The organism is Hyphomicrobium album, assembly GCF_009708035.1.
Classification (GTDB): Bacteria; Pseudomonadota; Alphaproteobacteria; order Rhizobiales; family Hyphomicrobiaceae; genus Hyphomicrobium_A; species Hyphomicrobium_A album.
This window is the reverse complement of record NZ_WMBQ01000001.1, coordinates 2,134,566-2,151,704: the sequence shown is the minus strand read 5'-3', so window position 1 is coordinate 2,151,704 and position 17,139 is coordinate 2,134,566. Positions and strand designations below refer to the sequence as shown.

General features: G+C 66.8%; 18 protein-coding genes. 11 read left to right on the top strand and 7 right to left on the bottom strand.

The window, feature by feature from the left end; translation table 11 throughout:
- The first annotated feature begins 40 nt into the window (after positions 1-40).
- The 3 genes from GIW81_RS10220 (at position 41) to GIW81_RS10210 (ending at position 3,258) form a co-directional block, all read left to right on the top strand.
- Positions 41-889: an alpha/beta hydrolase gene (locus GIW81_RS10220; RefSeq protein ID WP_154739092.1), complete on the top strand. Its 849-nt coding sequence runs from the start codon at positions 41-43 to the stop codon at positions 887-889.
- A gap of 156 nt (positions 890-1,045) precedes the next feature.
- Positions 1,046-2,386, top strand: coding sequence for an NAD(P)/FAD-dependent oxidoreductase (locus GIW81_RS10215; RefSeq protein WP_154739091.1), 1,341 nt, complete (start codon positions 1,046-1,048; stop codon positions 2,384-2,386).
- The gene (locus tag GIW81_RS10210; RefSeq protein WP_154739090.1) at positions 2,383-3,258 is read left to right on the top strand and encodes an SDR family oxidoreductase; all 876 of its coding nucleotides are present in this window, start codon (positions 2,383-2,385) and stop codon (positions 3,256-3,258) included. The genes GIW81_RS10215 and GIW81_RS10210 overlap by 4 nt, the downstream gene beginning before the upstream one ends.
- 4 nt (positions 3,259-3,262) lie before the next feature.
- Here the strand turns inward: GIW81_RS10210 and GIW81_RS10205 are convergent, their stop codons facing one another.
- Both GIW81_RS10205 and GIW81_RS10200 read right to left on the bottom strand, forming a co-directional pair.
- On the bottom strand, positions 3,263-3,973 hold the full coding sequence (locus GIW81_RS10205) for an extensin-like domain-containing protein (protein ID WP_154739089.1): 711 nt from the start codon (positions 3,971-3,973) through the stop codon (positions 3,263-3,265).
- A 462-nt stretch (positions 3,974-4,435) separates the two neighbouring features.
- Positions 4,436-4,660, bottom strand: coding sequence for a DUF1674 domain-containing protein (locus tag GIW81_RS10200; protein ID WP_154739088.1), 225 nt, complete (start codon positions 4,658-4,660; stop codon positions 4,436-4,438).
- 41 nt (positions 4,661-4,701) lie between these two features.
- On the opposite strand from GIW81_RS10200, the gene htpX reads away from it, so the two are divergent.
- The 6 genes from htpX to GIW81_RS10170 all read left to right on the top strand — a co-directional run bounded on the left by htpX (position 4,702) and on the right by GIW81_RS10170 (position 11,353).
- A complete protein-coding gene (gene htpX / locus GIW81_RS10195; RefSeq protein WP_154739087.1) occupies positions 4,702-5,676 on the top strand; it encodes a zinc metalloprotease HtpX in 975 nt (324 codons plus the stop codon).
- A gap of 108 nt (positions 5,677-5,784) precedes the next feature.
- Complete coding sequence (locus GIW81_RS10190; RefSeq protein ID WP_154739086.1) at positions 5,785-7,080, top strand: RsmB/NOP family class I SAM-dependent RNA methyltransferase; 1,296 nt, start codon at positions 5,785-5,787, stop codon at positions 7,078-7,080.
- A 122-nt stretch (positions 7,081-7,202) separates the two neighbouring features.
- Positions 7,203-8,918: a heparinase II/III family protein gene (locus GIW81_RS10185; RefSeq protein ID WP_154739085.1), complete on the top strand. Its 1,716-nt coding sequence runs from the start codon at positions 7,203-7,205 to the stop codon at positions 8,916-8,918.
- The gene (gene purH / locus GIW81_RS10180) at positions 8,915-10,495 is read left to right on the top strand and encodes a bifunctional phosphoribosylaminoimidazolecarboxamide formyltransferase/IMP cyclohydrolase (RefSeq protein WP_154739084.1); all 1,581 of its coding nucleotides are present in this window, start codon (positions 8,915-8,917) and stop codon (positions 10,493-10,495) included. Before GIW81_RS10185 ends, purH begins: the two co-directional genes overlap by 4 nt.
- A gap of 2 nt (positions 10,496-10,497) precedes the next feature.
- Positions 10,498-11,010 carry a GNAT family N-acetyltransferase gene (locus GIW81_RS10175; RefSeq protein ID WP_154739083.1) on the top strand — a complete coding sequence of 171 codons (513 nt, stop codon included), beginning with the start codon at positions 10,498-10,500 and terminating at the stop codon, positions 11,008-11,010.
- Between the two features lie 85 nt (positions 11,011-11,095).
- Complete coding sequence (locus GIW81_RS10170; protein WP_154739082.1) at positions 11,096-11,353, top strand: hypothetical protein; 258 nt, start codon at positions 11,096-11,098, stop codon at positions 11,351-11,353.
- A gap of 12 nt (positions 11,354-11,365) precedes the next feature.
- Here GIW81_RS10170 and GIW81_RS10165 read toward each other — a convergent pair whose 3' ends face one another.
- The 5 genes from GIW81_RS10165 to GIW81_RS10145 all read right to left on the bottom strand — a co-directional run bounded on the left by GIW81_RS10165 (position 11,366) and on the right by GIW81_RS10145 (position 15,569).
- Entirely contained in the window at positions 11,366-11,881 is a 516-nt protein-coding gene (locus tag GIW81_RS10165; protein ID WP_154739081.1) for a hypothetical protein, read from the bottom strand.
- 72 nt (positions 11,882-11,953) lie between these two features.
- Complete coding sequence (locus GIW81_RS10160) at positions 11,954-13,339, bottom strand: MFS transporter (protein ID WP_154739080.1); 1,386 nt, start codon at positions 13,337-13,339, stop codon at positions 11,954-11,956.
- Between the two features lie 101 nt (positions 13,340-13,440).
- Complete coding sequence (locus GIW81_RS10155) at positions 13,441-14,058, bottom strand: TPM domain-containing protein (protein WP_154739079.1); 618 nt, start codon at positions 14,056-14,058, stop codon at positions 13,441-13,443.
- Between the two features lie 37 nt (positions 14,059-14,095).
- Positions 14,096-14,914, bottom strand: coding sequence for a TPM domain-containing protein (locus tag GIW81_RS10150; RefSeq protein ID WP_154739078.1), 819 nt, complete (start codon positions 14,912-14,914; stop codon positions 14,096-14,098).
- 25 nt (positions 14,915-14,939) lie between these two features.
- Positions 14,940-15,569, bottom strand: coding sequence for a LemA family protein (locus GIW81_RS10145; RefSeq protein WP_154739077.1), 630 nt, complete (start codon positions 15,567-15,569; stop codon positions 14,940-14,942).
- 233 nt (positions 15,570-15,802) lie between these two features.
- Here GIW81_RS10145 and GIW81_RS10140 point away from each other — a divergent pair, with 233 nt between their 5' ends.
- Both GIW81_RS10140 and GIW81_RS10135 read left to right on the top strand, forming a co-directional pair.
- Complete coding sequence (locus tag GIW81_RS10140) at positions 15,803-16,678, top strand: ParA family protein (protein WP_154739076.1); 876 nt, start codon at positions 15,803-15,805, stop codon at positions 16,676-16,678.
- Complete coding sequence (locus tag GIW81_RS10135; protein WP_154739075.1) at positions 16,675-17,133, top strand: hypothetical protein; 459 nt, start codon at positions 16,675-16,677, stop codon at positions 17,131-17,133. Before GIW81_RS10140 ends, GIW81_RS10135 begins: the two co-directional genes overlap by 4 nt.
- Positions 17,134-17,139 lie beyond the last annotated feature (6 nt).

Sequence of the window (17,139 nt, the reverse complement as noted above, 5' to 3'; positions counted from 1 at the left end):
CCGGTCCGTAGGTTGTCTCCATCGAACAAGGAGATCACCAATGACCGCCGCCCAGACCAACACCTCGAAGGACCAGAGCCTCCGCATCGCCGGTGGCAAGGTCGGCGTTCTTCTCCTGCACGGCCTGTGCGGCACCCCCGCGGAGATGCGCTTCGTCGCCATGGGTCTCGCCCGCGCCGGCTACACGGTTCACGCTCCCCAGCTCGCCGGCCACGGCGACGACAACTCGGGCCGCTGGCAGGATTGGTACCTCTCGGCCCGCCAGGCTCTCAACGACATCCGCAAGGAGTGCGACACGGTGATCGTCGGCGGCCTCTGCATGGGCGCCATCCTTGGCCTCCACCTCGCAGCCCGCAACCCGGGCAAGGTGCAGGGCGTGTCGCTCTTCTCGCCCACGCTCTGGATCAACGGCTGGGCGATGCCCTGGACGATGCGCCTCTTCAAGCTGGTCCGCTCGCGCTGGCTCGCCAACTTCATCCACTTCCCGGACGCGGAGTCGCTGGGCATCAAATGCCCGCGCGTTCGCCAGTTCGTGAAGCAGGCTCTGGAGACCGAAGGTTCCGACCTCGGCCGCTCGGGCGTCCCGGCGACGATGGTTCTCGAGCACCGCCGCATGGTCGACGCCGCGATGAAGCTCCTTCACCGCGTGAAGCAGCCGACGCTGATCGTGCACTCCCTGGAAGACGACTATGCCAACATCAACAACGCTCACTACCTGCAGGGCGAGATCCACGGCAAGGTCGACATGGTGGTGCTGAATGACAGCTACCACATGGTGACCCTCGACAAGCAGCGTCAGGTGGTCGTCGACCGCACCCGCGCCTTCATCGCTCGCATCGTCGAGGAAGTCTGCCACATCGCCACCCCGGCCCTGCCGGTTGCCGCTTAAGCCGCAAGGCTGCGGGCCGCGCCCCCAACGAGACTGAGCGTCTTCGTGGGGCGCGGCCCGATCATCATTGGCGCAGCGCCACTTGTGCTACACCTGGGCACTGACGACCGTTTCGGTATCGTCAACGCACCGAACTTTGACCCCGCGAGCAATGGAATGACCGCAGAGCAGGCGCGCGTCGCCAACTATTGGGACGCCAGCAAGAAGCCGCGCACCGTCGCCCCGCCCTTGGCGGGCGACGTCTCGGTCGACGTCGCCATCATCGGCGCTGGGTACACGGGGCTATCGACCGCCTATCAACTCAAGGCCACCGAGCCGTCGCTCAAGGTTGTCGTGCTTGAAAGCGAGACCGTCGGCTTCGGCGCCAGCGGTCGCAACGCCGGCTTTGTCATGACGCTGTTCGGCGCGTCGCTGGGTCTGATGAAAACGCTGCATGGCAAGGACAAGGTGCGCGCGGCGCATCACTACATGGAGCGGTGCATTGCCGGCCTCGAGGAGATGCTCGCCAAGCACAAGCTCGATTGCGACTACGAGCGCTCGGGTTTTCTCAAGGTGGCGACCTCGCCGCGCTACGCCGCGCGCATCAAGGACGAGATCGCGCTGTTGGAGGAACTGGGCATCGAAGGCTATCGCTGGCTCAACGTCGGCGAGCTTGCCGGCCGCGTGCGATCGCCGACGTTCCTCGGCGGCTGCCTGGAGCCCGGTTGCGGGCTGATCAATCCACGCAAGTGGGTGGACGCGCTGGCCGGGCTGGCGCTGGGCCACGGCGCGCAGCTCTACGAGCGCACGCGCGTTGGCGAGGTGCGGCGCGAGGGTGGCAAATTCCGCCTCGTCACCGCGAACGGGACGGTCACGGCCGACAAGGTCGTGTTCGCTGCCAACGGCTACACCCACCTCATTCCCGGCATGCGCTCCAAACAGCTGCCGGCTTTCGTCTCCATCGTCGTTACCGAGCCGCTGACGCCGGAGCAGCGCGCCTCGATCGGCTGGGCCGGGCGCGAAGGCATCGAGGACGGCCGCAACTTCATGCACTTCTACAGGCTGACGCCCGACAACCGCATCCTCATGGGCGGCGGCCCCGGCTTCGTGCCGTTCGGCGGGCGCATGCACCACGACGCCGATCCAGCCGCTTGGAAACATCTGGAAGAGTTCATCGGCATAACGTTCCCGACGCTGCGCGGCATTCCGATTGCCTATAGGTGGGGCGGCGCATTCTCCGTCACCGCCGACTCCACACCGCTCATCGGCACGCTGCATGGCGGCGCCGCGGCCTATTCCGTCGGCTGCACCGGCCACGGGGTGGCCATGACGCATATGAACGGCCGCATCCTGTGCGACCTCGTGCTCGGGCGCTCGACGGATCTTACCGACCTTTGGTTCGTCAACCGCCGTGCCATGCCGCTGCCGCCCGAGCCGATCGGCTCGCTCGGCGCCAAGGCCGTCACTGCCGCCATGGCGCTGGACGACTGGTGGTGCGATCGGAGGCAATCGACATGAACCCGATCAAGAAGATCGCCGTCGTCGGTGCTACGGGGATGCTCGGCATCCCCGTCTCTGTCGCGCTGATGGAAGCCGGGTTCGAGGTGACGGCGCTCGCTCGCAACATCGAGCAGGCGCGCCGGGTGCTGCCGGCGGCGATCCGCGTCGTCGCGGCCGACGTGCGCGACGAGGAGAGCCTGCGCGCCGGACTGCGCGGGCAGGACGGCCTATATCTCAGCCTGTCTGTGGCGCCCGGTGCGCGCAAGGGTGACTTGCACACCGAGAGCCAGGGCCTGGAGAACGTCCTCGCCGCCGCGTGTGAGGAAAAGATAGCGCGCGTCGCCTATCTGTCGGCGATGGTGCACGACTCCCCGCGCCGCTGGTGGGTGCTCGATGTGTGGCGGCAGGCGCTGGCGCGCATCAAAAAGTCGGGCATCCCCTACACTATCTTCTATCCGACGAACTTCATGGAGACGCTGGCGGAGCGGCACGGGACAGGCAGCCTGTTCGTCATGTTGGGACGCGCCTTCTACCCGAATTACTGGATCGCCGGCAGCGACTTCGGACGCCAGGTCGCCCGCGCCTTCGCCGAGCCGCGCGCCGCCAACCGCGAGTATTACATCCAGGGGCCGGAGCCGCTCACCTACGACGGCGCCGCGGTGCGCTACGCGCAGGCGCTGCACCGTTCGCCGTTCGTCGTACGCGTGCCGCTTTGGCTGGCGCGCATCGGCGGGGTGTTCTCCAACTCGCTGCGCTTCAATGCCAACATCATGGGCACCGTTCTTTCTTACCCCGAGGAGTTCAAAGCCGGTCAAACGTGGAGCGAGCTTGGGCGGCCGACGACGACCATCGAGGAATTCGCCGCGGGCCAGGCGCCGCGCAAGGTCTGACCGCTTACTGGCAGCGCGTGAGAATGCCGCGGTCGAAGTGCAGGTGATCGTGGTGCGCGGCGTTGAACTCCGGCCCGATGGCGACGCGGAAGTACCGGCAGGCGCGCATGTGCGCCTCGCGCAGGAAGCGCCCCTCGGGCGTGTCCCTCTTGTAGTCGGCGGTGACGCTGATCTGTTTGCCGTTGGCGAGGCGGAAGGCGCCGATGTCGACGGCGTTGGCCAGCGAGTGCTGGCTGCGCATGTTCATCCACCGCTTGTTGCCGATCATGTTGCGGCACGAGTAGGTGCCCATGTCCTGCATCCAGGTCACGCGGCTGCCGAACATGCTCTCGGCGAGCGGCTGCACATCCTGCTCGACCCATAGCGCCAGCGCCGCGGCGGCCTCGCAGGTGAGTTGCTCCAGACCGATGTCGACGCCGCCCACCACGGCGACGCGCACAGCATTCGTCCAACCGCAGCCGTTGCTCTGCACATTGTCTGAGATCGGCGTGGCGACGATGTGCGGCGCTTGCAGCACCGCACGGCACAGCGCCGGATCATGGCGCAAGGCGGCGAGGCGCGGATCGACGAACCACGACGGCGGGTCGGCGAGCGACAGCGCCGCGAACGGCGAGTAGCGCTGCGGCACGAGGCCGAACCAGAAGGCGGCAAACACCACGGTGAGTAGAAGCAGGCCGAGGAGGGCGCGCAGAAAGTTCCGGCCGCTACGGCGCATGGAGAAATCCCGTCAGTGTTCAGCTTTCAGTATAGGGTCAGGCTCGACGCGCCAAGCAGCACCGGCCGCCCGTCACGCGAATTGCACGCACCGTTGCCGCGCCGTCACCTGCGTCGACGCCCAGACGTCCCCGCGGCGGCAAGCCCGGGGCTATCGACACGGGGGCGAGGCGGTCCTGGCCCTTCTATTTGTTCGTGTGGATGCAGCCATCGCCGCCCCACCCGGATAGGCACTGCCGACTACCGTCTTCCCCGAATCGCATCCCTGCCCGGGGCTCACCAGCATTTTCGCGCTGGCGACAGTGAAGTCATGAGACCAGCTTAGGGGTCCCGCGCATTGCCTGCCGGCCCATCCCAATGCAAATCCGCCAGCGCACGTCTGCACCCCGCGTCGTCGGGTGGGCTGGCGGGATTTTAGATGGCGCTGTGGGAACGGGGATAAGTCATCTTCGCCGCTCCGCCGTCAGAAGTCGGAGACGATGCCGCCCTTTTCCCAGTCTCCGTAGCGCGCTGGATCGGGTCCCTCGCGGCCGCCCACCTCAGCTTCGGCCTGCTTGGCTTTTTCGGCCTTCCGGCGCGCCTCGGCCTCGGCCAGCGCACGCTGCGCTGCGGGACTGAGTGGGCGCTGGTCTTTTTCCGATTTCATAACCTCAATCTCGGACTGGTGGTCGCCGGGCGTAAGCTCCATATAGCATCTCGAGATTGCTTCAAGGCGGAGCTGCGACAACGATGAACTATGTCAAAACGGCCATGCTACTCGCGGTTCTTACCGCGATCTTCGTGGCGGTGGGCGCCCTTATCGGCGGTCAGACGGGCATGGTGATCGCGTTCGTGTTCGCGCTGGGCATGAACTTCTTCAGCTATTGGAACTCCGACAAGATGGTGCTGCGCATGTACGGCGCGCACGAGGTCGATGAACGTTCCTCACCCGAGTACTACGGCATCGTGCGCGAGCTGGCGCAGCGCGCCGGGCTGCCCATGCCGAAGGTGTATGTCATGGACAGTCCGCAGCCGAACGCGTTTGCCACGGGCCGCAATCCCGCCAACGCCGCCGTCTGCGCTTCGACCGGCCTCTTGCAGGCCTTGAGCCGCGACGAGGTCGCCGGCGTGATGGCGCACGAGCTTGCCCATATCAAGAACCACGACACGCTGACCATGACCATCGCCGCGGCCATCGGCGGTGCCATCTCCATGCTCGCCCAGTACATGCAGTTCGGCGCGATGTTCGGCGGTCATCGCGAGGACCGTGGCGGTCTCGGCATGATCGGCACGCTGATGGCGATCATCGTCGCCCCGCTTGCCGCCATGCTTGTGCAGATGGCGATCAGCCGCTCGCGCGAGTACGTCGCCGACGACGTGGGCGCCCAGATCTGCGGCCGCCCGATGTGGCTTGCTTCCGCGCTCGCCAAGATCCAGAACTACGCGCACCGCATTCCCAACGAGGAAGCGGAGATGGCACCCGCCACCGCGCACATGTTCATCATCAATCCGCTGACCGGCCAGGGCATGGACAACCTGTTCTCGACGCATCCAAACACCGAGAACCGCATCGCGGCGCTCGAGGCGCTGGCGCGCGAGATGGGGCAGCCCGGCGGCCCGCGTGACGACGGAGGCCTTGGCCGCGATAGCAACGTCGGAAACGATAAAGACCCCGGTCCCTGGGCGCAGCAGCGCTCCCGCGACGCTTCCGGCCCGTGGGGCTGACGCAGGGTGAGAAAACCGAACGCGCCGACCTCGAACAAGCACTGGCGTCCGCCACCGCGCCAACATAAGCCGCAGCCAAAGCCACCGCCTCCCCCGGCGCCCGCCGGCTTGCCCGCGCGTGAAGCCGCCGTGCGCCTGCTGACGAACGTGCTCGGCGATGGGCACGCGTTCGACGGCGCGGTGGCGAAGGAATTCCAGGGAAGCGCCCTCGAGCCGCGCGACCGCGCCCTCGCCCGCCTCATCGCCGCGACGGTGCTGCGCCGCCTGGGTGAGCTGGAAGCCGTGCTCAACAGCTATCTCGAAAAGCCGCTTCCCAAGCAGAAGGGCGCACTCTGGCCCATCCTGCTGTCGGGCGCGGCGCAGCTCCTGTTTCTTGAAACGCCGCCGCACGCCGCGGTCGGGCTCGCCGTCGATCAAGTGCGGCGGGACCGGCACGCGGGGCGCTATGACAAGCTGGTCAATGCGCTGTTGCGGCGCGTGGCGCGCGAGGGCGCCGCGACCCTGCAGGCGAAGGACGGCGTCGCGCTCAATACACCTGCGTGGATGTTACAGCGCTGGACGAAAGCGTACGGCACCGAGACGGCGCGGCGCATTGCCGACGCGTCGCTCACCGAAGCGCCGCTCGATCTGAGCGTCAAGGACGCGCCGGAGACCTGGGCCGAGCGCCTCGGCGGCCGCGTACTACCGACAGGCACGGTGCGGCTCGCTGCCGGCGGCCGCATCGAGGATTTGCCCGGCTATGCTGACGGCGGGTGGTGGGTGCAGGACGCAGCCGCGGCGCTTCCCGTCCACTTCCTCGGCTCAGTCGTGGGCAAGTCGGTCGTCGACATGTGCGCCGCACCGGGCGGCAAAACGGCCCAGCTCGCCGCTGCCGGTGCCAACGTCACCGCCATCGATCTCTCGGGCGCACGCTTGCAGCGTCTCGCCGCCAATCTCGAACGGCTGCAACTGAAGGCTGAGCTAGTGGAAGCCGACGCCGGCGCGTGGGCGCCCGCGCGGACATTTGATGCCGTGTTGCTCGACGCGCCCTGCACGGCGACCGGCACGATCCGCCGCCATCCCGACATCCTCCGCTTGAAGCGGCCGGATGACGTCGCCGCGCTGGCGGCAATCCAGACGCGGCTCCTCGACAACGCGGCAAAGCTCGTCGCGCCGGGCGGCACGCTGCTCTACTGCAGCTGCTCGCTGGAGCCAGAGGAAGGCTCCCAGCAGATCGAGCGGTTCCTCGCTCGCAACAATGGATTTTCTCCTGCGCCGATCGCGCCCGGCGAAGTGGGCATCGCAGCCGAGTGGCTTACACCCGCCGGCGAGCTGCGCACGCTGCCCTTCCACCTTGCGGGCGACACCCCGCAGCTGTCCGGCATGGATGGTTTCTACGCCGCGCGCCTCGTTCGCACAGCTTGATTCGGCCCAAGAGGGATTCGCTCACAGGCATACGCAACGCGTGCCTTGTGTTGACCGATTCGCGGGGTTAGTCCGGACCAAGGGCGCGGCAATTCCGGCCGCGCAGGCGTCGCGGGGCTCGCATGGCAGAACTGACGCTGAAGGAACGGCTGCGCAAGGCAGCGCTCACCGTCGAGACGACGAAGCGATCGACGATCGTCACCGCACTGGCGGGGCCACTGAAGCGCTGGACCGAGCCGTCGACGCCGGTCGATCACCTGCTCATCGTGCCGACCGACTTGCGGGTCGCCGATCCGAGTTTCTGGGACGAGATCGCCCACGGCCAGTTCGGCCTGGCTGGAAGCATCGTGTCGCTGCGCGGGGATTCGCCGTTCGAGGCTACCGCGCCGAGCATCGCCTGGGCGCGGGAGCTGCACGGGTTCGGCTGGTTGCGCAATCTCGCCGCCGTCGACACGGAAGAAGCGCGCGAAACCGGACGGCGGCTGGCGCTCGAGTGGACGATCCGCTTCGGCAATCGGCGCGAGGGCGTGGCGGCAGAGCCCGCGGTCGCCGCGCGCCGTCTCATCGCGTGGCTGTCGCACGCCAACCTGCTGCTCGAAGACGCCGACGGTGAGACGTACGGCCTCATCACTGCCTCGCTCGGCCGCCAGTTCGCGCAGCTCAACCGCAGCTGGCGCGATACGCCGGCCGGCTATGAGCGGTTGCTCGCCCTGATGGCGCTGGGATTCGCCGCCTTGTCGCTCGCCGGGCACGACCGCCAGCTCAAAGACATCGAGACCGGCCTCGCCGCCGAGCTCGCCTGGCAGGTGCTCCCCGATGGCGGCCACGTCACCCGCAACCCGGCCCTGCTGGTCGAAGTGCTACTCGACCTCCTGCCGCTCAGCCAATGCTTTACCGCCCGTGATCGCGCACTTCCCGACCAGCTGAGCGACGCGATCCAGAGCATGCTGCCGATGTTGCGCTATCTGCGCCTCGGCGACGGTACGCTGGCGCGCTTTAACGGCGTGTCCGGCGCGTTGACGGCCGGCGTTGCCACGGTTGTCGCTTACGACGACGGCTCATTGGCGCCGCTGCGCGAGGCGCGCGCCTCCGGCTATGCCCGGCTCGCCTGCGGCGACACGGTCGTCATCGCTGACGTCGGCCGGCCGCCGGCCCTGGCGTTTTCCGCCACCGCGCAGGCCGGGTGCCTGTCATTCGAGATGAGCGCGGGCAAGGAGCTGCTGTTCGTCAACGGCGGCGTGCCGGCTCCGGCGTCCGCCGACTGGCTGCCCGCATCGCGCGCCACCGCGAGCCACAATGCACTGACCTTGGCCGAGAGATCGTCGTCGCGCCTCATCACGCACCGCAAGCTCGAAGCGCTCACGGGCGCGCCGCCGCTCCGCTATCCCGATCGCGTCGATTGGCGCTTGGACGACGAGGCCGGCGCGACGATCCTCGAGGCCGAGCACGACGGCTATCATCGTCGCCACGAGCTGGTGCACAAGCGCCGGCTCCGCCTCGCCGCGGACGGGCAGCGCCTGGAAGGCTGCGACCGCCTCGATGGCATGGGCGCCAAGGTACGGCTCCGCGCCGACCTGCCATACGCCATTCATTTCCACCTTATGCCCGGAGTGAGCTGCTGCCTCGAGGCGCACGACCAGGCGAGAATAACCCTGAAGGACGGACAGAACTGGCTGCTGAGCGCCACCGGAGCGATGCTCAGCGTCGAGGACAGCGCCTATTTCGCCGAAAGCGGCGGGCCGCGTGCGGCGTTACAGATCGTCCTGCGCGGAGTTACCTTCGGCGAAACCGAGGTAAACTGGGCCGTCGAGAGGCAGGCTGAAGGACCCCACGAATGACGCTGCGCATACGCCGCGCGCTGCTTTCCGTTTCGGACAAGACGGACCTCATACCCTTCGCGCGGGCGCTGGCCGAGATGGGCGTCGAGCTGATCTCGACCGGCGGCACGTCGGCGGCGCTGCGCAACGAGGGTTTGGCGGTCAAGGACGTGTCCGAGCTGACGGGCTTCCCGGAGATGCTCGACGGGCGCGTGAAGACGCTGCATCCCAAGGTGCACGGCGGCCTGCTCGCGGTGCGCGGCAACGCCGAGCACGACGCTCAGGCGGCGGCGCACGGTATCGCCCCGATCGATCTCGTCGTCGTCAATCTCTATCCCTTCGAGGCAACGGTGGCGAAGGGCGCCGGTTACGACGACTGCATCGAGAACATCGACATCGGCGGCCCGGCGCTCATCCGCGGTGCCGCCAAGAACCATGCGGGCGTGACCGTCGTCGTCGAGCCGGCCGATTATGCTCGCGTGCTGGAAGAGATGCGCGCCCACGGCGGGGCGACGACGCTCGAGCTGCGGAAGGCGCTCGCCGCCAAGGCGTATGCGCGCACCGCCGCCTACGACAGCGCCATCAGCAACTGGTTCGCCGCAACCCTAGGCGAGGAAACGCCGGCGTGGCGTACGTTCGGTGGCCGATTGAAGTATCCGCTGCGCTACGGCGAGAATCCGCATCAACGCGCCGCGTTCTATGCTTCCGGAGACGCGCGTCCCGGCGTGGCCAGCGCCGTGCAGCACCAGGGCAAGGAGCTGTCCTACAACAACCTCAACGATACGGATGCGGCTTACGAGCTCGTCGCCGAGCTTGGCACCGGCAAGCCGGCAGTCGCCATCATCAAGCACGCCAATCCGTGCGGCGTCGCCACGGGCGCAACGCTGCAAGAGGCGTATCTTAAGGCGCTGCGCTGCGATCCGGTGAGCGCCTTCGGAGGCATCGTGGCGCTCAACGGCCCGATCGACGCGGCCGCGGCCGAGGAAATCACCAAGATATTCACCGAAGTGGTGATCGCTCCCGCGGCAACGCCCGAGGCGGTCGCCATCTTCGCCGCGAAAAAGAACTTGCGCTTGCTGACCGCGGGTGCCCTGCCCGATCCAAAGGCGCAGGGGGCTATCGTGCGCTCGCTCGCCGGCGGGCTGCTGGTGCAATCGCGCGACGACGGTGTCATCACCGCAGCCGATCTCAAGGTCGTCACCAAGCGCAAGCCGACCGAGTCGGAACTGGCGGACATGCTGTTCGCGTTCAAGGTCGCGAAGCACGTGAAGTCGAACGCCATCGTCTACGCCAAGGCCGGCGCCACCGTCGGCATCGGCGCCGGGCAGATGAGCCGCATCGATTCCGCCCGTATCGCCGCGCTGAAAGCCGCCGACGCGGCGCAGGCGATGGGGGCCAAGGAGCCGCCGACCCGCGGCTCGGTCGTGGCCTCCGATGCCTTTTTCCCATTCGCTGACGGGTTGCTCGCGGCCGCCGAGGCCGGCGCCACTGCAGTGATCCAACCGGGCGGCTCGATGCGCGACGACGAGGTCATCGCCGCCGCCGACGAGAAGGGGCTCGCCATGGTTTTCACCGGCATACGGCACTTCCGGCACTGAGCATGTCCGGGGAGAGCGAGACAGTCCGTCTGCGCCCCGCGCGCCGCGCCGATTGGGACCTGATCCGCGGCTGGCTGGCGCGCCCGGACATCGAGGCCTGGTGGGGGCCGCGCGCCGCCACCGAGGCGGAAGTGAACATCGCTCTCAATTCCGGCCATGCGCTCTGCCGGATCATCGAGGCGGGCGGCATGGCCGTTGGCTATGCGCACGCGGTCGATGCCACGATGTGGGGCGACGAGCTCCCCCAAGACCTGGCGCCGGGTACCTGGGATCTCGACCTGTTCATTGCGTCAGAGGAGCACCGCGGTCGGGGCGTCGGGCAGACCGCCTTGTCACAACTGAAGGATGAAGTATTCGGCACGACACTCGCGACGGCCGTGTGCGTGTTTCCGTCAATCCGCAACGAGCGCGCCGTAAGGGCTTATGAACGCGCCGGATTCCGCTGGCAGCGCATCTGGAACGACCCGCACATGGGGCCGTCATGGTTCATGCTCGCCGAGCGTCCACGGCGCTAGGACGTGTGCGGCACCACGCTTTATTGTCGTTCTGTCACAAAAGCCGTAAGGTGTGAGCGATCATCCAGTATTGGGGGACAGCACAGTGAATACAGTCGTCCGAGCAATCATCTTCATCATCATCCTGGCGGCCATCGTCGCTGGGATCGTCTACGTCTATACGCCCATGCCGGCCACGGCTCCCACGCCTGCCGCCGAAACGACCGCTCCGGCGCCCGCCGCCGAACCGGCACCTGCTCCGGCAGAGCCCGCCACGCCGCCTCCGGCCGCCGAGCCGATGGCGCCTGCCGAGCCTGCACCGGCCGCGCCGCCGGCCGAGACGCCTCCGGCTCCGTCGCCCTGAGGCACTAGGCCGTTAGTGCCACTTTGACTCCGGCTGGGGCTCGCGCGTATCGCGCGGGCCCTTGTCGTTTGGGGCGGCGTCGCTCGGAGGCGGCGCTGCGTCGGTCGACTTTTGGCTCTGCTTGAGCTCGTTCGCCGCTTCCTTGGCCTTGTCGAACACTTCCGACGTCGCCTGCTTGGCCTTATCGAGCACGTCGCGCGCTGCCTGGGCTGCCTTGTCGAGCAGGCTGGTTGCATCCTGCGCCTTGTCGAGGGCGTCCTCGCTCGCCTTCTTGCCCTGGTCCAGCTTGGCGTTGGTATTTTCCTTCGCCTCGTCGATGGCCTTGAGGATCGCCTCTTTGGCGGCCTCGATGGCGGCGTTGGTGGCGTCCTTGGCGTCGTCGATTACCTCGCTCGCGGTACGCGGCGGCGGGGCGGGCGGCTCGGGTGCGGCGAGCGCCGGTGGATCGGCGGCCGCGGTGGTCCTCTCCTCGGCGACGGCGGCCGCAGGCAGCAACAACGCTGCCATCAGGGGAAGCATGCGGTTCATCGGCAATCACTCCTGTTGGTGCCTTGCCCGAAAACATGGGGGGCGAGGTCGTCCGGGACTAGGCCTCGGACGTTAGGCGTCGCGGCTCGGCACGCGCACGGGCGACATCAGCGCGATGCCGGTAATGAGGAATAGGATAATCGCCGCCATTCCGAGGCGCTGACTCTGCGTTACCGCTGTGACCAGCGCAACGAGGAGGGGAGCGAGGAAGGCCGTAACCTTTCCGGAGAACGCGAATAGTCCGAAGTATTGCGTGATCTTATCGGGCGGGGCGAGGCGCGCAAGGAGCGAGCGACTGGACGCCTGCACCGGCGCCGAAACGAGGCCGACGACGATGGCGAAGGCGAGGAACACGCGCTCGCCGGCCGACGAGAACGGCGAGGAGCCGGGCGCTTTCGGGTCCACGTCGAAGAAGAACAAGACGTGCGAGCCGTCGACGGAGAGAATGCCGAGCGCTCCGACGAGCAGTACGGCAAGCGCCGAAACGATGACGAACTTGGCGCTGATGCGGTCATCGAGCACGCCGCCGATCAGCGCGCCGAACGCGCCAACGAGCGTCAGGACGATGCCGAACAGACCGAGTTCGAGCGGCCCCCAGCCGAATACCGAGGCACCGTAGATGCCGCCGAACGTGAAGATGGCGGTGAGCCCGTCGGTATAGATCATCCGCGCGATCAGGAAGAGCAGCATGTCGCGGTTCTGCGGCAGCGAGCGCACCGTGTCCCACAGCTCCGCCGTCGCCGGACGCGCGTCGTGCGCCCGCTTTTTCTGGACGTCCGGCACGAACAGGAAGAACGGGATCATGAACACGAGGTACCAGACGGCCGACAGCGGGCCGACGATGCGGTCGCCCTCGCGGGCGGTCGTGTCGAGCGTCAGCAGCGGCGAGAGGCCGAACATCGTTTGGCCGCTGTCGCCCATCGGCACAATCAGGCCGGCCACGAGGAACAGGCTCGCCAGGCCGCCGAAGTAGCCGCACGCCCAGCCGGCGCCCGACAGCCGCCCGAGCTCGCTGTGGGGTACGAGGCTCGGCATGATGGCGTTGGTGAAGACCGCCGTATATTCCGCGCACACCGTGGCGATGACAAAGGCCAAGAGCACGAGGTAGATCGTGGAGGGTGGCGCCGACGGCGTGGCGATCCACAGCGATGCCATGGCGGCTGCTAGGATCACCGAGAACAGCGCGATCCACGGCTTGCGCTGGCCGCGCCCGTCGGCAAAGGCGCCGAGGAAGGGGCTGCCGACGGCGATCAGGACGCCGGCCACGGCGGCGCCGAAGCCCCACATGGACTGGCCCTTCGGACCGTTGCCGACGACGATGTTGGCGAAGTAGGGGGCAAAGAGGAACGTCAGGATCAGCGTGTAGAAGGGCTGCACTGACCAGTCGAACAGCATCCAGGAGACGCGGGCGGAGAGCGGTGCGCGGGCGATCGGCGCCTGCTGAGCGGTCGTAGCCATATCCACGGTGATTTCCCCATCCTCGTCCCGGAGCGAGCCCCTATAGCACGGAAAAATAGCCGGGCTTGCGACGGCGTTGGCCGGCGGAGCAAACGGCCGGCCTAAGGCAGGATAATCAGGTGATCGGGCAGCTCGTTGGGGTCGTGCGCCCCCGGCGGAAAATGCTGGGCCAGTGCGGTGCCAATGGCCCCGATCGCGACGACAAACCCTTCCGTTGCCTTGCCCTGACCGATGGCAGCGGTGAGGCCGTCGATGATCGCCTTCCAGGTGCCCTGGGCCACGAGTTCGTTAATGGCTTTGTCGGCGACAATCTCCGCGTGGCGCTCGGCCACCGAGACGAACAGCAGCACGCCGGTGCGGCCGGCGGTGGTGTGCAGGTTCTGCACGAGGAACTGCTCGAGCGCCCGACGCCGCGCATGCAAATGCTTAATGGAGGGCGGCACCAGGGCGGTGCGCACCGACGCCGGCATCAGCAGGGCTGTGACGATGGCGAAAACGGCAAGCTGGATGAGGTAGATCTCGACCAGACCGAGGGCGGTGAAAAAGATCAGGATCCACGGCACGAGCAGGCTCACGATCGCGGCGACCAGCGGCGGCACGTAGTGGTAGCCGTCACTCTGGGCGGCGACGACAACGACGATCTCACCCGACGTCCTCTTTTCGGCATCGGCAATGGCCGCGGAGATGCGTTGCTCGTCGCCCGGCGAGAACAGCCTCATGCCCGTGTCTCCCGCGAAAATTGTGTGACCTTACCCATCACCAGCTCCCCGACGACCCGCCGCCGCCGAAATCGCCACCGCCGCCCGACCAGCCGCCACCGCCGCCGCTATCGCCTGACCACCCGCCGCCCCAACCGCCATAGTCGCTCGGCACGACGACGGGACCGCTGCCGCGTCGGCGCCGCCCGGCGACCGCTTGCGGCTGGTTGTTGATGGACTGGACGACGGCGAAAAGGACGAACAGGACGACGCAAACCCAGAAGATGATGAGGATGATCGACCAGGTGTCGAGGCCCTGCTCGTGCACCCGCGCCCGTTCCTTCACCTCCTCGGCGTCGCCGAGCAGCACATCCTTGATGTCACGTACACCGGCGCGGATTCCGGCCGAATAATCGCCCTTGCGGAACTCCGGCATGATGGCGTTGTGGATGATCAAGCTCGACATGGCGTCGGTCATGATCGGCTCCAGGCCGCGCCCGACCTCGATGCGCACCTTGCGCTCGTTCGGCGCCACGATCAGCAGGATGCCGTTGTTCTTGCCTTCCTGGCCGATGCCCCATTTGCGGCCGAGCTGATAGCCGTAGTTTTCGATCGGATAGCCGTCGAGCGACTTGACGGTGACGACGGCGAATTGATCCGTCGACTTTTGCTCGAGCGCGGTGAGCTCGGCCTGGATGGCAGTGTAGTCCTCGGCGCTCAACAGACCGGCCTGGTCGGTGATGCGGTTGGTCAGCACCGGAAAGGTCGGCTCGGCCGTTGCCGCCGCTGCGGCAACGACGACGCCCACGAGAACAAGGCACAATGCTGCGGCCGCGCGCGGCGCCCAGCTCAATGGCAAAGCGCATCGGGCCGACATCGAGCGTCTCCTCTAGGGAGCGGCGTTACTGCTTGGTGCCGAAATCGACTTTGGGCGCCTTCATTTCTTCCGCGGCGATGTCGAACGTCGCCATTTCCTTGGCCGACGGATACATCACGGCGCGCCAGATGCGGCCGGGGAAGGTGGTGATTTCGGTGTTATAGGCGCGTACGGATTGGATGTAGTCGCGCCGCGCTATGGCGATGCGGTTCTCCGTGCCTTCGATCTGACTTTGCAGGGCGAGGAAGTTCTGGCCGGACTTGATATCCGGGTAGCGCTCGACCACCGCGAGCAGCCGCCCGAGCGCGCCCCCGAGTTGGTTCTGCGCGTCCTGGAATTTCTGCATCGCTTCCGGATTGGTGAGGATGTCCGCCGGCACGTTCGCCTGCACCTGCGTTGCCTTGGCGCGCGCCTCGACCACCTCGGTCAGCACGGTCTTTTCCTGGTCGGCGAAACCTTTGACGGTCTCGACGAGGTTCGGGATGAGGTCCGAGCGGCGCTTGTACTGGTTCAACACCTCCGACCACGCCGCCTTGGCGTTCTGCTCATAGGTGGGGATGGTATTTATGCCGCAACCTGCGAGGGCAAGCGATACGGTTGCGAGCAGGATCGCGGACAGGGGGCGAACGAAGCGAAGCGCCGACGCGTGAGCCATGACGGAAAGGCCTCCAGGGGGACCAAACACGCCTTTGTCCTATTGTTTGTTGAAGGCGGGAGCAAGTCGCCTCCCCGCGGCCGGTTTACGGTCGGATACTATTCGTCGCAAATTTGCGTGCGTCGCCAAGCGCGATTGTGGCGCGATCCCATGGTTGCCATATTCCCGCGCCATGCAGGGAGTCGGGTCCTTAGGACGAGGACCGATGGGCCGGTGGGGAAGTCCAAGCTGATATGCGCAATTCAATCGCCGTCATGAACACCAAGGGTGGCGTCGGCAAGTCGACGCTGGTGCTGGCGCTCGCCGAGACGATCTCGGCCTACCACGGCAAGAATGTGCTCGTGATCGACAGCGACGCGCAGGCCAGCGTGTCGAGCATGCTGATGAGCGTGTCGAGTCTCTACAAGCTGCAGTCCGAAGGGGCGACGATCGTCGATTACCTGCACGGCCGGGTGCTCAAGGGCCAGACGATCGACTGGCCGAAGTTCATCGTCCGCAATGTTTCCGACGTCGACGACTCCCGCTCGCTGTTCCTGCTGCCGAGCGATATGCAACTCACGCTGCTGGAACGCGAGGTCTCCAAGGAGAACCTGCACGCACGGCTGCGCGAGGTGATCGGCGAGCTGCTCACGGGCGTGCGCCGCGTGTTCGATGTCGTGCTCATCGACTGCCCACCCGGGCTGTCGGTGCTCACCGAATGCTGGCTGCGCGAGGCGGATTTCCACATCTCGCCGACCAAGGCCGACTATGTGTCGGTCTGCGGCCTGGAAGTGTTTCGCCGGTTCAAGGGTCTCAACCCGGAGATGGGGTTTGCCGAGAACCTCGGCGTCATCGTCAACATGAAGGAGGCGAACTCCGCCTCCGACGAGGAATATCACCGCTGGCTACAGGCCAACGCCGAGAACGCCTGCTTCGCGCAGGCCATCCCGCGCATGCCGGCCCTGCAAGACGCCGCCAATTACCAGGGCTACGAGCGCAGCTATCTCGCGAAGTATCCAGGGCAGGTCGGGACGGCGGTGCGGGCGTTGACCGACGAGGTCATGTCACGAGTGAGTGCGCGCAACGCCCCGAAGGTCGAGGCCAAGGAGCCGGCGGCAGCCAGCGCATGATCCGTCCGACATTAGGTTTGCGGCTGCTGCGCGCAGGCGCGCTCATGGCTGCCGTCTTCTGGGCGCAACAGGCGGCGGCACTCGAGATCAAGAGCTGCGACGACGCCCACATCGGGCTGACCGAGCTCATTGCGCCGGTCGCCAGCAACAGCAAGACCTACAAGGACGGCAAGATCAGCCTCTACGCGGTGGATACCGTCGAGCCGGTGTGTTGTGCCGCCGGTGTCGCCCTCGTCATTCCCGACATGTCTGACGAGACGGGTGGTAACCAATGCCTCGCCATCGTTGGCGTTGCCTCCGTACAGCTCGACGAGACGACGACCGAGGACGATGCCCAGAAGGGGTTGCTGCTCACCATTCCCACGCGAGTGTTCAACGAGGCGGCGGATTCTGCCCCAGGCGCGCCCTTGAAGCTGCGCGTTAATGTCGACAAAGGCACCGTCGCCCTCGAGTAGCGGGGT